The sequence below is a fragment of the Rhodovulum strictum genome (assembly GCF_009649175.1).
Taxonomy (GTDB): domain Bacteria; phylum Pseudomonadota; class Alphaproteobacteria; order Rhodobacterales; family Rhodobacteraceae; genus Rhodovulum; species Rhodovulum strictum.
This window is the reverse complement of sequence record NZ_WJPO01000013.1, coordinates 77017-90898: the sequence shown is the minus strand read 5'-3', so window position 1 is coordinate 90898 and position 13882 is coordinate 77017. Positions and strand designations below refer to the sequence as shown.

Genomic DNA, 13882 nt, shown 5'->3' with positions numbered 1-13882 from the left:
AGAAACTACCTCGCCGAGATCCTCATCGCATCATCACGCCTCTGGATGCGCCATTATGAGTCCGCATCCTGGGCCGCGGCGAAGCGGCTTGCCGGGCGCGCGGGGGCTGCTAGTCTTGCGCCGACGGCGCCCCGCGGGGCGCTTTTCTGCGCAAGGCAAGCCATGTTCCAGAGCTTCGAGAGCCCCACATCGCCGCAGGACGGCCCGCCGCGACTTGCCGCCCTGCGCGCCGAAATGGCCCGGGCGGGATTGGCGGGGTTTCTTGTGCCGCGTGCGGATGCCCATCAGGGCGAATATGTCGCCCCGCGGGACGAGCGGCTGGCCTGGCTGACGGGGTTCACCGGCTCGGCGGGCTTTGCCTGTGTGCTGACGGATCGGGCGGGGGTATTCGTCGATGGCCGCTATCGCGTTCAGGTCAGGGCGCAGGTGGATCAGGGCCATTTCACCCCGGTCAACTGGCCCGAGACGCAACTGGCGGACTGGTTGCGCGCGGCGTTGCCGCAGGGCGGCGTGGTGGGGCTTGACCCCTGGCTGCACACGCCCGAGCAGGTGGAAAAGCTGAGCGAGGCGTTGCAGGGCAGCGGGGTTACGCTGCGCGAAACGGAGAACCTGATCGACCGGCTCTGGCCCGATCAGCCCGGCCCCCCGCAAGGCCCGATCACACCCTATCCCGAGGCGCTGGCGGGCGAGAACCATGCAGGGAAGCGGGCGCGCATCGCCGCTGTCCTGCGCACGGCTGGGCAGCGGGCGGCGGTGCTGACGCTGCCCGATTCCATCGCCTGGCTTCTGAACGTGCGCGGGGCGGATGTACCGCGCAACCCTGTGCCGCATGGCTTTGCCGTAATCCATGACGACGGGCATGTGACCCTGTATGCCGATCCGGCCAAGGCGACGGCGGATCTGCGCACGCATCTGGGGCCGGAGGTGACCTTGCGCCCGGATGCTGCCCTTGGCGCGGGGTTGAAAAGCCTTGTCGGCCCGGTGCGTCTGGACCCGGCCAGCGCGCCCCTGTGGGTGCTGCGCCAGTTGCAGGAGGCAGGGATCGAGGTCGCGCGGAGCGCGGATCCGTGCATCCTGCCCAAGGCGTGCAAGAACGCGGCGGAACTGGCCGGGGCGCGGGCGGCGCATCTGCGCGATGCGGCGGCCATGGTCGAGTTCCTGGCCTGGCTCGATGCCGAGGCGCCGGGCGGTGCGTTGACCGAGATCGACGTGGTCAAGCGGCTGGAAGGGTTCCGGCGCGCGACCGGCAAGCTGCGGGACATCAGCTTCGACACGATTGCAGGGGCCGGGCCGAACGGGGCGATCGTGCATTATCGGGTCAGCGAGGCGACGAACCGGCGTGTGGTGCCGGGCGAGGTGCTGCTGGTGGATTCGGGCGGGCAGTATCTGGACGGCACGACCGATATCACCCGGACGGTGGCGGTTGGCACGGCGCCCGAGGCGGCGCGCGCGCCCTTTACCCGCGTCCTGAAAGGCATGATCGCGATTTCCCGCGCACGCTTTCCCAAGGGCGTTGCGGGGCGCGATCTGGATGCGCTGGCGCGCTATCCGCTGTGGCTGGCGGGACAGGATTACGATCATGGCACGGGCCACGGGGTCGGTGCCTATCTGTCGGTGCATGAGGGGCCGCAGCGGATTTCGCGGCTGTCGCATGTGGCGCTGGAACCGGGCATGATCCTGTCGAACGAACCGGGCTATTACCGCGAGGGCGCGTTCGGCATCCGCATCGAGAACCTGATCGTGGTGCAGCCCGCGCCGGTGCTGGAGGGGGCCGACGACCGCGAGATGCTGGGCTTCGAGACGCTGACCTTCGTGCCCATCGACCACCGCCTGATCGTCGCGGGAATGCTGAATGCCGAGGAACGCGACTGGCTGAACGCCTATCACGCGCGCGTTGCCGATCTGGTCGGCCCCGAGGTCTCGCAGCCTGCGCGCGACTGGCTGGCGGCGGCGACGCTGCCGATCTGACCTTTCCGCCGTCTGGACATTCCGATGACGATCGTGTGACTGAACGCTGGCGCGTCAGACGCCGAAACCAGCGAGGGGAGTGTAGCCATGGCCGATCATATCGGGATTCACCGGGCCGAAGGCGTCTGGGTCGTCCGGGCGGGGGGTGCCGTGATCGCCGAAAGCCGCAATGCGCTGGAACTGGTCGAGGGCGACCGGCCAGCCGTGGTCTATTTCCCGCGCGAGGATGTGGCGATGGCCTTTCTTGAACGCTCGGACAGCCGGACCACCTGTCCGCTCAAGGGCGAGGCGAGCTATTTCACCCTGCATGCGAAAAGCTATGACATCCCCGATGCGGGCTGGTGCTATGAAAACCCGGGTCCGGGGATCGAGCGGATCGCGGGCCATCTGGCCTTTCACGCCGACAAGGTGACGGTCGAGCAGTTGTGATCGCGGCCCGCCCCGGCGGCATGGCAGCATGACGGCGGGCGGCAGCGCCCTATCCTTGCCCGCAGGAGGTGCCCGCCGATGATCCGAGCCTGCCTGACCGCGCTTGCCGTCCTGACCGCGCTGCCCGCCGCCGCGCAGGACCGCCGCCCCAGCCATTGCATCGCCATCGCCGAGGCCGATCCCGCGCTGGAATATGTCCAGCTTGCCGCGTTCGGCACGCCCCTGCCCGATCCGCATACGGTGCGCATCAGCTTTGTCGATCATGCAACCTTCCTGATCGAGACGGCGGGCGGGCTGAGTGCGGCGACCGATTTCACGGGTTTTCTGGGCGCGACCCGGCTGATCCCCGATGTGGTCACGATGAACAACGCCCATCAGACCCATTTCACCGCCTTCCCCGATCCCGCGATCCCGCATGTGCTGGAAGGCTGGGCAAGGGATGGCGTGGCGGCCGATCATCACCTCGATCTGGGTGAGATGCTGGTGCGCAACGTGCCGACCGATGTGCGCGGCTTCGACCGCTCGGTGGTGCGCGAGAATGGCAACTCGATCTTCGTCTTCGAGGTTGCCGGGCTCTGCATCGGGCATCTGGGGCATCTGCATCACGAGCCCGACGAGATGCAATATGCCTCGCTCGGTCGGCTGGACGTGGTGATGGCGCCGGTCGATGGCGGGCTGACGCTGGATCTGCCGACGATGATCCGGGTGCTGGAACGGCTGCGCAGTTCGGTCGTGATCCCGATGCACTGGTTCGGCGCCCCGTCGCTGGAGCGGTTCCTGGCGGGCATGTCGGGCGAATTCGCGATCCGGCGCGAAGGGGCGGGGCATCTGGAGATCTCGCTGCGCACGCTGCCCGACCGGCCCACGGTGATCGTGCTGGACCCTGAGCCGCTGCACGATCCGGAGTGACTGGCCCGAGTGACTTGCCAGCCGCGCGGGCTCTGTGCTTTGAGCTTGGGCGAAAGGACCGCCCATGCTGACCCCCGTCACCGACGCCTTTGCCGCCGATCTGCGTGCGCGCCTGCCCGCGGCCTGTTTCCGCGACCTGACCCCGGCCTATCTGGAGGAACCGCGCGGGCGCTATCGCGGGCAGGGCGGGTTGCTGCTGGCTCCGGGGACGGTCGAGGAGGTGGCCGAAATCGTGCGCGCCTGTGCCGCCGCGCGGGTGGGGGTGGTGCCCTATGGGGGCGGCACGGGGCTGGTCGGCGGGCAGGTGATGGACAGCGGCCCGGCCCCGGTGATCGTGACGCTGGAGCGGATGCGGGCGATCCGTGCCGTTCATCCCGCCGAGAACGTGCTGATCGCCGAGGCGGGCGCGATCCTGGCCGAGGTGCAGGATGCGGCCGAGGCGGCGGGGCGGCTGTTTCCGCTGTCGCTGGCCTCCGAGGGGTCTGCCCGGATCGGTGGTGTGCTGTCCACCAATGCGGGCGGGGTGAACGTGCTGCGCTACGGCAATGCGCGCGATCTGTGTCTGGGGATCGAGGCGGTATTGCCCGACGGGTCCGTGCTGCATGGGCTGAAGCGGCTGCGCAAGGACAACACGGGCTATGATCTGCGCCATCTGCTGATCGGGGCCGAGGGGACGCTGGGCATCATCACCGCCGCGGCGCTGAAACTGGTGCCGCCGCCCGCCCGGACCGGCGCGGCGCTGCTGGCGGTGACGGACCCGCAGGCGGCGCTCGACCTGCTGGCGCTGGCGCAGGGGCGGATCGGCGAGGGGGTCTCGGCCTTCGAACTGATCCATCGGCAGGGCCTTGATTTCCTGGCCGAGACCATGCCCGAGATCCGCCAGCCCTGGGCCGAGCCGCCCGAATGGTGCGTGCTGATCGACCTGGGCCTAGGTGCGGGGCAGGATCCGGGCGCGGCGCTGGAGGGGCTTTTTGCCGAGGCGGCCGGGGCGGGGCTGGTCAGCGACGGGCTGATCGCGCAATCCGAAGCGCAGAGGGCCGCGTTCTGGGCGCTGCGCGAAAGCCTGCCGCTGGCCAACCGCAAGATCGGCGCGATCTCGTCGCATGACATCTCGGTGCCGCTGTCGGCGATCCCCGATTTCATCGCGTGCGCGGGATCTGCGCTGGCCGCACTGGGGCGGTTCCGGGTGAACTGTTTCGGCCATGTGGGCGATGGCAACCTGCATTACAACGTCTTCCCCATGCCCGGCGAGACGCGCGCCGATCACGAGGACAAGCGCGCCGCGATCAAGCGCTGCGTGCATGATCTGGTGCATGCGCTGGGCGGGTCGGTCAGCGCCGAGCATGGGGTGGGGCGGCTCAAGGTCGAGGATCTGGAACGCTATGGCGATCCGGCCCGGCTGGCGGCGATGCGCGCGATCAAGACCGCCCTTGACCCGGCGGGGATCATGAACCCGGGCGCGGTGCTGGCTTGACCCGGTGGCACGAACCCGGCTGTCCCATATCTAGTTGACGAAATCGCCCCTACCCAAATGCTTGAGGCTCCCCTATAGTGCCTGTGGATAACCTCAAAGCACCACCGAGGGAGAGGCCATGCGCTGCCCGTTCTGCGGAAATATCGATACCCAGGTAAAGGATTCGCGGCCCGCAGAGGATCACGTCGCGATCCGCCGCCGCCGCTTCTGCCCGGCCTGTGGCGGGCGCTTTACCACCTATGAACGGGTGCAGTTGCGTGATCTGGTGGTCATCAAGTCGAACGGACGGCGCGAGGATTTCGACCGCGACAAGCTGGAACGCTCGGTCCGCATCGCGCTTCAGAAACGCCCCGTCGATCCCGAGCGGATCGACCAGATGGTGTCGGGCATCGTGCGGCGGCTGGAAAGCATGGGCGAGACCGACATTCCCTCGAAGACCATCGGCGAGATCGTGATGGAGGCGCTGGCCCGGATCGACACCGTGGCCTATGTGCGGTTTGCCAGCGTCTACAAGAACTTCCAGGCGGCGGATGATTTCGACAAGTTCGTGAGCGAGTTGCGCCCCTCGGCCCCGGCCGAGGAGTGAGCGCGCAGGACGACGCGCGGTTCATGGCGCTGGCGCTGGCGCTGGGCGCGCGCGGGCTGGGGCGGGTCTGGCCCAACCCCGCGGTGGGCTGCGTGATCGTGAACGGGGGGCGCATCGTCGGCCGCGGCTGGACCGCGCCGGGCGGGCGGCCCCATGCGGAACCCCTGGCGCTGGCCCAGGCGGGCGCGGCGGCGCGGGGCGCCACTGCCTATGTCAGCCTCGAACCCTGTTCCCACCATGGCCAGACGCCGCCCTGCGCCGAGGCGCTGGTGGCAGCGGGCGTGGCCCGCGTGGTCAGCGCGCTGGAAGACCCCGATCCGCGGGTGGCGGGGCGCGGTCACGCGATCCTGCGCGGCGCCGGGATTGCGGTCGAGACCGGCGTGATGGCCGAGGCCGCGCGTCGCTCGCATCGCGGGTTCCTGCTGAACCGGACCGAGGGGCGCCCGCTTGTCACGCTGAAACTGGCCACGTCATTCGATGGGCGGATCGCCACCGCGAGCGGCGAAAGCCGCTGGATCACCGGCGAGGGTGCCCGGCGACTGGTCCATGCCCAGCGCGCCCGACATGACGCGGTGATGGTGGGGGGCGGTACCGCGCGGGCGGACGATCCGGACCTGACCGTGCGGGGGCTGGGCGTGGCGCATCAGCCGGTGCGCGTGGTGCTGTCCCGCGGGCTCGACCTGCCAAGGGAGGGGCGGCTTGCCGCAACGGCTGCCAGCGTTCCGCTCTGGCTCTGTCATGGCCCCGATGCCGCGCCCGAGCGCTGCGAGCACTGGCAGCGGCTGGGCGCGCGGCTGATCGAGGGGGCCATCGGCGCGGACGGCCAGCTTGATCCGGCCGCGACCCTGCAAGCGCTGGGTGCGGCGGGGCTGACGCGGGTGTTCTGCGAGGGCGGCGGCAGCCTGGGTGCGGCGCTGCTGGCGGCGGGGCTGGTCGACGAACTGGTGGGCTTCACCGCCGGGCTGGCGCTGGGCGCCGAGGGGCGGCCCGCGCTGGGCGCGCTGGGGCTGGCACGGCTGGCCGAGGCGCCGCGCTTCCGCCTGATCGAGACCCGCGCCATCGGCGACGACGTGATGCATCGCTGGGAACGGGCCTGACGGACCCGATCCCCTGCCAGGGCGCTTGCGCCTTGCCGCAACCCGTTTCATTCCTTGTCCATCCACCGCCTCATCCTGCGGGGGATGCGTGTTTTCGGACCAGTGCGGGGCCGTCTTCGGGCGGAGTTTTCCCGACTTTCAGGACGACCAATATTTCAACGCTCCAAAGGGTGCGACATGATCAAGAAACTATCCGCCGAATTCTTCGGCACATTCTGGCTCGTCTTCGGCGGCTGCGGCAGCGCGGTGCTGGCGGCGGGCTTTCCAGACCTCGGGATCGGCTTTGTCGGCGTTTCCATCGCCTTCGGTCTGACCGTGATGACCATGGCCTATGCGGTCGGTCACATCTCGGGCGGCCATTTCAACCCCGCCGTTTCGCTGGGCCTTGCGCTGGGCGGCCGCTTCGGCTGGGGCGAGCTTCTGCCCTATTGGGTGGCGCAGGTCGTGGGCGGTCTTGCGGCGGCGGTGGTGCTGTACCTGATCGCCTCGGGTGCTGCGGGCTGGACGCCGGGCGGTTTCGCCTCGAACGGCTATGGCACGCTTTCGCCGGGCGGCTACGGGATGTTCGCGGCGCTGCTGGCCGAGATCGTTCTGACCGCGGCCTTCCTCATCATCATCCTGGGCTCGACCTCGGCGCGCGCCCCGGCGGGCTTTGCGCCCATCGCGATCGGGCTTGGGCTGACGCTGATCCATCTGGTCTCGATCCCGGTGACCAATACCTCTGTCAACCCGGCGCGCTCGACCGCCGTTGCGGTCTTTGCCGAGACCGGGGCGCTGGGCCAGCTCTGGCTGTTCTGGGTGGCACCGCTGATCGGGGCGGCCATTGGTGCGCTGATCTGGAAGGCGTTGCTGTCCGACGACGCCTAGTCGGATGAACCTGCCCCCGGCCCGTCGCCCGGGCCGGGGTGCCAGCGCCAGAGCCAGGCATGGCCCGCCAATGCCCCCTGAAGGCGCGACAGTGCCCGCAGCCCCGGACCAGGCGCGGGCAGGCGGCCCTCTCCCAGACGCTCGGCCACCAGTTCGGCGGGGCAGGGGCGCCCCGTGACGGGGTCGCGGTAGCGCGGATAGTCGATCAGCACCGCATGGGCCAGCGCGACGATATCGGGCCGCGCCTGACGGCGGGCGGGCACCGGCGCCAGATCGCGCGTCAGCCCCCAGCCCGCATAGAACGGCACGCCGAGGCAGGTGACGGGCAGGCCGCGCAAGAGCGCCTCGAAGCCCAGACCGGAACTCAGCGTCCAGACCTCATCGACCTCTGCCAGCAACGCGGCCAGCCCCGTCGCGGCGGGTACCGGATCGGCATGAGCGCGGATCTGCGCGTCGGTCAGCGCGCCCGGGCGCAGGCCCGCCGCGACATCGGGGTGCGGGCGGTAGAGGATCACGGCCCCCGGATTCTCGGCCCGGGCGCGATGCAGCAGCGCAAGGTTGGTCCGCTCGGCCGGACAGCCCAGCCGGACCGAGGCATCGTCCTCGACCTGTCCCGCGACAAGGATGCGGTGGCCGGGGGTCAGGTCGGGCAGGGCACCGCCGCCGAGGTTGTATTTCGTCACCCCCCCGCGCGTCAGCAGGCCGATCAGCCGCTCGGCCCGGGCGCGCGCGACGGGGTCGAGCCCGCAGGAGGCCGCGATCAGCCGCTCCAGCCGGCTTTCGCGTGCCGGGTCGTAATGGATGCCCAGATCGTCCAGCACCAGCGACAGCGGCGGCACCAGCGCCGCGCCCAGACCGCGCGAGCGCAGGAACCCGTCCTCGACCCGCACCGTGCCGTTGCGGGTGCGATCTGCCGCCGAAGCCCACACCATCGTCCGCCGCCCGCTTGCCGCCACCCGCGCCTCGGCCGCTGCGGCATCGGGGGCAAAGCGCACGGGCCGCACCCCGCCAAAGAAACGCTGCACAATGCCGCGTTTCCACATCCGCATGCCGCCTGCGACCCAGCCCTGCCGGTCCTCGCGCCAGGCGCGCGTTTCGGCCTCCAGCACCGCCAGCGCGTCTTCCAGTTCGCAAAGCCGGTCGCGGAGCGGGTCATACCATGTGGGCGCCAGGATCAGGGCGGCGGCGGCCAGTTGCGCGCGGGTCAACCGGCGGGTGCGACGGGCGAGGGGGCGTTCGTCATCCGTCAGGCCCCAGCCCGCATAGAATGGCTGGCCGAAGACGCGGGGCCGGTGGCCCGCGAGGATCGCCTCGAACCCCATCTGGGACGAGACGGTATAGACCCCCACCGCCCCCTCGAGCAGCGCCCAGGGCGAGACCGGCGCAGCCAGCATCCCCGGCTGGTCGGGCGCGTAATGCCCCGGCCGCAGGCCAAGCGCGGTTTCGGGATGGGCCTTGACGATCACCCGCGCGCCGGGGTGCTCGATCTGCGCCATCTCCAGCATCTCGCGGAAAGTGGCGGCATCCGCGCCGCTTGCGCCGACCGAGGCATCGCCCCGGCTCTGGTCGATCACCAGAACATAGCCGGGTTCGGGAACCGGTCTGGCCGGGTCGAAGCCCGTGTATTTGCTCAGATGCCCGGCCTTCAGCCGCCCGATGGCCGCCCGTGCCCGGTCCAGCAGCGCGGTATCGTCCAGCGGGTGGGTGGCCAGCAGATGTTCCAGATCGGACAGGCAGGACGGGTCGAAATGCACCCCCCGCCGGTCGAGCATCAGCCCCAGCGGCCCGCCCGCACCCCGCGCCCGCCCCGGCAGGACCGATCGCAGGAACGTATCCTCGACCCGCAGAACGCCCGCCTTGCGTGCCGCCGCCACCGCAAGCCCGCGCCCCGCACTCGGCCGCGCGCCCCAGACCGCCACCAGATCGTCGGGGCCGGGCAGGCCAAGCCGGATCTCGTGGCCTGCAAGCGTCAGGATGCGCCGCACCCGCCGCCCGGTCAGGAAGCCGCCATTGAAAACGAAAAGCCGCCGAGGGGTCTGTCCCCCGGCGGCGTCGCTATCGCGGTCGGGGCGCATCGCCCCGGTCAGTTGCCCGCAAGGGAGGTCAGGTTGTTGGCCGTACCCGCCGTGCCCGTGATCGCGTTCAGCGTCTTCTGCCACTGCACGAAGGGCGCCTCGGTCACATAGACCGTGTCACCATCGCGGATCGCGAAATCGCGGGCCAGGAACATCCCGTTGGGCTGGGTCAGATCCAGCACATAGACCATGCGCTGTTCGCCGATCAGATCTTCGCGGCCCAGCACCATGCGGGCCACCTCTTGCGATTCGTTGCGCATCACGAAGACGCCCTTGGGATCGGCCAGCCCCGTGTTCAGCCCGCCCACCTGGGCGATCGCCTCGATCGCCGACAGGTTCTGCGTCTCGAACGGCACGCGGCGCTGGGCGCCCATCGCGCCAAGCGCGGTAAAGGCGCGCGTGTCGCGTTCGACAAGGATGCGGTCGCCATTCCTGAGCGCGATGTCGATCTGGGGATGGCTATAGAGATCCTGGAACCAGACATCGCCGCGCTGGTTGCCGCGCAACAGCGTGATCCGTGCCACTTCGGGCGGGATCGAGATGCCGCCCGCAGTGGCCAGCATGCCGCTCAGGGTGCGGCTTGGGCGCTGGATCGGATAGACACCCTGACCCGCAACGCCGCCCACGACCGAAACGGTCGCCCCGTCGCCCGCCAGCCTGCGCACCACGACCTGCGGATCGGGGGTCTGGGCGTCGAGCTTTTCGGTGATGATCTGGCGCAGCCGCTCGGGCGTGTTGCCCGCCGCGCGGATCCGCCCGGCATAGGGGATGAAGATGAACCCCGAATCGTCCACCTGCACCTCGTTCAGCGCCGCGGCATTGCCGCCCGACCGGGCAAGGATGCCGTCATCCACGTTTTCATAGACCGTCAGGCCCAGAACGTCGCCCGCCTGGATGATGTCGGCGGTGACCAGTCCGGCGCCGCGGAACTCGGCCGGAAAGCCGATGGCCGGGACCACCGCGGTCGCCCGTGTCACATGGTCATTGACCGCGACCACAAAGGAATCGCCCTGTTTCTGGATCGCGCCGGAAAAAATCTCGCGCTTGTTGGGGCCAGAGCGCGGCAGGCCACAGGCGCCCACGGTCGCCACAAGAGCAAGAAGGGCGATGGCCCTCGCCCCCCGTGAATACATGATTCTCACTGCTCGGCGTCCTTGTTCTTGTTTGTAACTGCCTCAGGGTCGTCTCGGACAGCTTGGAACTGCCACGATATTTTTCCCGCAGGCTACAGGATCGCAGTGCATCGGGCCAGTCTGGCAAATCTGTCGGTCATCCGGCAAGGCGCAGGTGTTGCGTCAAGGCCGCGTTCGGCGCGGAACGCAGGTCGTAGGGATCGGCCTCGGCCAGCATAAGGTCGACCACCCGGCGCATCACCTGGTCGCGGCCAGCCCGCGCATAGAAGCCGCCCGGAACCTGGCTGGTTTCCAGCAGGAAGCGGCGGAACAGCCGATAGGCCGCGGGATCCGGGCGCTGGGGATCAGCGAAGAATTCGGCAAGCGGCTGGTCCGAGACCAGTTCGGGCTTGTCATAGACCGCCCGGCCAAAGGCGCGCAGCGGCAAGCCGCGCCACAGCGCCTGTTGCGCCGCGGTGGAATTCACCGTGACCGCGCTGTTTGCCCCGTCGAGCAGCAAGGCCAGCTTGCCGCCCGGCACGAAATGCACCCGCCCGGCCAGCCCCTGCGCGCGCGCCAGAGCCCGGATCGTGCCGGGCAGGGGGCTGCGCCCGTCCTCCAGCGGGTGGGCCTTGAACACCAGATGGTGATGGGCGGGGGCACCTCTGGCAAAGCCCTCGATGCAGAGCGCCAGGAAATCCTCGATCCGCGCGAATGGCCCGTGATGGCGGAAATTCGCATCATGGGCCAGTTGCAGCAGCACCAGGTGATAGGGAAACCCGCCCCGCCGGATCCTGCGCGTGGCGGCAAAGCGGGCGGCGGCATGGAGGGGCAGCAGCGCCAGCCGACGCAGGTACAGCGCGAATTCGGCGCGCACGGGCAGGCCGCGATGGGGCCGGTAGTGGCGATAGCGGCGCGAGGGCAGCATGACCAGCCCGTGATACAGCGCGCCATGGACCATATGCGCGCGCAGATCGCCCCAATGGGCGGGGGCCTCGGCGGCGGGCGGTGCCTCGCCCGGCATCAGCGCCGCGATGTGGGGGATCGACAGGTCCATCAGCCGCGAATGGCCGTTCGCGCCGTCGCGTTCATAGGTGACCCACCAGGGCCGCAGATAGCCTTCCTCGAAGATATGGATGCGCAGGCCCCGGGCGCGGGCGGCGGCGATGGCTGTGGCGTGGACGGGCCTTGTATCGCCGTAAAGCACGATATCGGTGATCGCCAGCCGGTCGAGCAGCCGGGCACAGGCCATGGGCCAGTCGGCGGGCGGGCAGGTGACCGGAACATAGCACGCCCGGTCCGACCAGAAGGCGGAATCGCCCCGGTTGAAGCCCGCGCGCCAGACCGCGTGACCGGCGGCCTGCAGGCCGCGGCCCAGCCGGTCAAAAAACGGCCCGTGCGGCCCCTGAAGAAGCAGAAAGCGCCGATTGCTGCCCGAATGTGTCGTCATGCCCGCCATAGGGCCATTTTTCGGGCGGTTGCGAAAGCGCCATTCGGCTGTGCGGGCGCGGCGCTTGCCCTGCGGGCGGCCAGCCGCTAGGTCGGGCGCAGAACCGCACAAGGAGCCCCGCGCCATGTTTACCGGCATCATCACCGATATCGGCACCGTCCGCGCGCTGGAAAAGCGCGGCGACCTGACCGCGCGGATCGGTTGCAGCTATGTGCCCGAGACAATCGAGACCGGCGCCTCGATTGCCTGCGACGGCGTCTGCCTGACGGTGACCGACCGCGGCCGGGACGAGAGCGGCGGCTGGTTCGCCGTGACGATCTCGGCCGAGACGCTGTCCAAGACCAATCTGGGCGGCTGGGCCGAGGGCAGCCGGATCAACCTGGAACGCGCGCTGCGGGTGGGCGATGAACTGGGCGGGCATATCGTGTCGGGCCATGTCGACGGGCTGGCCGAGATCGTCGCCATGCTCGACGAAGGCGACAGCACGCGCATCACCTTTCGCGCGCCCGATGCGCTGGCGAAGTTCATCGCGCCCAAGGGCTCGGTCGCGCTGAACGGCACCTCGCTGACCGTGAACGAGGTCGAGGGCGCCAGCTTCGGCGTCAATTTCATCCCCCACACCAAGCAGGCCACCACCTGGGGGCTGGCGCGGGTGGGCGACCGTGTGAACCTGGAGATCGACACGCTGGCGCGTTATGTCGCCCGGCTGGCCGAGGCCGCGGGCTAAGCGCGCCCTCTGGCGCTCTGTCTTGCGATGGTCTATCTGCCTCGCGACAGCCAAAGACGGGCAGACCATGACCACCGAGACCTCCGCCTCCGATCAGGACAGCTTCCGCGACGCGATCTCGTCCATCGAGGAGATCATCGAGGATGCGCGCAACGGGCGGATGTTCATCCTTGTCGACCACGAGGACCGCGAGAACGAGGGCGATCTGGTGATCCCCGCCCAGATGGCCACGCCCGAGGCGATCAACTTCATGGCCACCCATGGCCGCGGGCTGATCTGCCTGACGCTGACCGGCCAGCGAGTCGATGCGCTGGGCCTGCCGCTGATGGCCTCGCAGAATTCCAGCCGCCATGAAACCGCGTTCACCGTCTCGATCGAGGCGCGCGAGGGCGTGACCACCGGCATTTCCGCCCATGACCGCGCGCGCACCGTGGCCGTGGCCATCGACGCGGGCAAGACCGCGTCCGATATCGCCACGCCCGGCCATATCTTTCCGCTGCGCGCGCGCGATGGCGGCGTTCTGGTCCGCGCGGGCCATACCGAAGCAGCCGTCGATGTCGCGCGGCTGGCCGGGCTGAACCCTTCGGGCGTGATCTGCGAGATCATGAACGATGATGGCTCGATGGCGCGGCTGCCCGACCTTGTGGCCTTCGCCCAGCGGCACGGGCTCAAGATCGGCACGATTTCGGACCTGATCGCCTATCGCCGCCGTCACGACAATCTGGTGAACGAAACCGCCGCGCGGCAGGTGACCTCGGCCCATGGCGGCGACTGGCTGATGCGCATCTTCGCCGATGTGACCCAGGGCGCCGAGCATGTGGTGCTGACCAAGGGCGACATCCTGGCGCCCGGCCCGGTGCTGGTGCGGATGCACGCGCTTGACCCGTTGCAGGACGTGCTTGGCCTTGGGCCGCACCCCGCGGGCGAGTTTGCGCGCGCGATGGAGATCATTGCCGCCGAAGGGCGCGGCGTGGTCGTATTGCTGCGCGACACCACGATGAAGCTTGGCGGCGGCGGGGCCTCGCCCCAGACGCTGCGCCAGTACGGGCTGGGCGCGCAGATTCTCGCCGCCTTGGGGCTGCATGAATTGACGCTGCTGACCAATTCGCCCCTCCCGCGGGTCGTCGGGCTTGAGGGATACGGGTTGTCCATCGCGGGCACCCGCAAGATCGAGATGGAGGGCTGAGA

General features: G+C 69.5%; 12 protein-coding genes. 9 read left to right on the top strand and 3 right to left on the bottom strand.

Annotated elements, in window-relative coordinates; all coding sequences use genetic code 11:
• The first annotated feature begins 162 nt into the window (after nt 1–162).
• The 7 genes from GH815_RS10030 (at nt 163) to aqpZ (ending at nt 7330) form a co-directional block, all read left to right on the top strand.
• Entirely contained in the window at nt 163–1968 is a 1806-nt protein-coding gene (locus tag GH815_RS10030; protein WP_153748637.1) for an aminopeptidase P family protein, read from the top strand.
• 87 nt (nt 1969–2055) lie between these two features.
• Nucleotides 2056–2397 (top strand): DUF427 domain-containing protein, encoded by a 342-nt coding sequence (locus GH815_RS10025; RefSeq protein ID WP_153748636.1) that lies wholly within the window; start codon nt 2056–2058, stop codon nt 2395–2397.
• A gap of 78 nt (nt 2398–2475) precedes the next feature.
• Nucleotides 2476–3306 (top strand): MBL fold metallo-hydrolase, encoded by an 831-nt coding sequence (locus GH815_RS10020; RefSeq protein WP_153748635.1) that lies wholly within the window; start codon nt 2476–2478, stop codon nt 3304–3306.
• A 64-nt stretch (nt 3307–3370) separates the two neighbouring features.
• A complete protein-coding gene (locus GH815_RS10015) occupies nt 3371–4780 on the top strand; it encodes an FAD-binding oxidoreductase (protein ID WP_153748634.1) in 1410 nt (469 codons plus the stop codon).
• Between the two features lie 118 nt (nt 4781–4898).
• On the top strand, nt 4899–5366 hold the full coding sequence (gene nrdR, locus GH815_RS10010; RefSeq protein WP_153748633.1) for a transcriptional regulator NrdR: 468 nt from the start codon (nt 4899–4901) through the stop codon (nt 5364–5366).
• Nucleotides 5363–6463: a bifunctional diaminohydroxyphosphoribosylaminopyrimidine deaminase/5-amino-6-(5-phosphoribosylamino)uracil reductase RibD gene (gene ribD / locus GH815_RS10005; RefSeq protein WP_343030778.1), complete on the top strand. Its 1101-nt coding sequence runs from the start codon at nt 5363–5365 to the stop codon at nt 6461–6463. Before nrdR ends, ribD begins: the two co-directional genes overlap by 4 nt.
• Nucleotides 6464–6640: 177 nt before the next feature.
• The gene (aqpZ, locus tag GH815_RS10000; RefSeq protein WP_153748632.1) at nt 6641–7330 is read left to right on the top strand and encodes an aquaporin Z; all 690 of its coding nucleotides are present in this window, start codon (nt 6641–6643) and stop codon (nt 7328–7330) included.
• Here the strand turns inward: aqpZ and GH815_RS09995 are convergent.
• The 3 genes from GH815_RS09995 to GH815_RS09985 form a co-directional block, all read right to left on the bottom strand.
• Nucleotides 7327–9405: a capsular polysaccharide biosynthesis protein gene (locus GH815_RS09995; RefSeq protein WP_153748631.1), complete on the bottom strand. Its 2079-nt coding sequence runs from the start codon at nt 9403–9405 to the stop codon at nt 7327–7329. The genes aqpZ and GH815_RS09995 overlap by 4 nt on opposite strands.
• Before the next feature lie 8 nt (nt 9406–9413).
• Complete coding sequence (locus tag GH815_RS09990; protein ID WP_153748630.1) at nt 9414–10538, bottom strand: polysaccharide biosynthesis/export family protein; 1125 nt, start codon at nt 10536–10538, stop codon at nt 9414–9416.
• A gap of 136 nt (nt 10539–10674) precedes the next feature.
• Nucleotides 10675–11967 carry a capsule biosynthesis protein gene (locus tag GH815_RS09985; protein WP_153748629.1) on the bottom strand — a complete coding sequence of 431 codons (1293 nt, stop codon included), beginning with the start codon at nt 11965–11967 and terminating at the stop codon, nt 10675–10677.
• Nucleotides 11968–12091: 124 nt separating this feature from the next.
• Between GH815_RS09985 and GH815_RS09980 the strand changes: the two genes are divergently transcribed.
• Both GH815_RS09980 and ribB read left to right on the top strand, forming a co-directional pair.
• Nucleotides 12092–12694 carry a riboflavin synthase gene (locus GH815_RS09980; RefSeq protein WP_153748628.1) on the top strand — a complete coding sequence of 201 codons (603 nt, stop codon included), beginning with the start codon at nt 12092–12094 and terminating at the stop codon, nt 12692–12694.
• A 67-nt stretch (nt 12695–12761) separates the two neighbouring features.
• Nucleotides 12762–13880: a 3,4-dihydroxy-2-butanone-4-phosphate synthase gene (ribB, locus tag GH815_RS09975; RefSeq protein WP_153748627.1), complete on the top strand. Its 1119-nt coding sequence runs from the start codon at nt 12762–12764 to the stop codon at nt 13878–13880.
• The last annotated feature ends 2 nt before the right edge of the window (nt 13881–13882 follow it).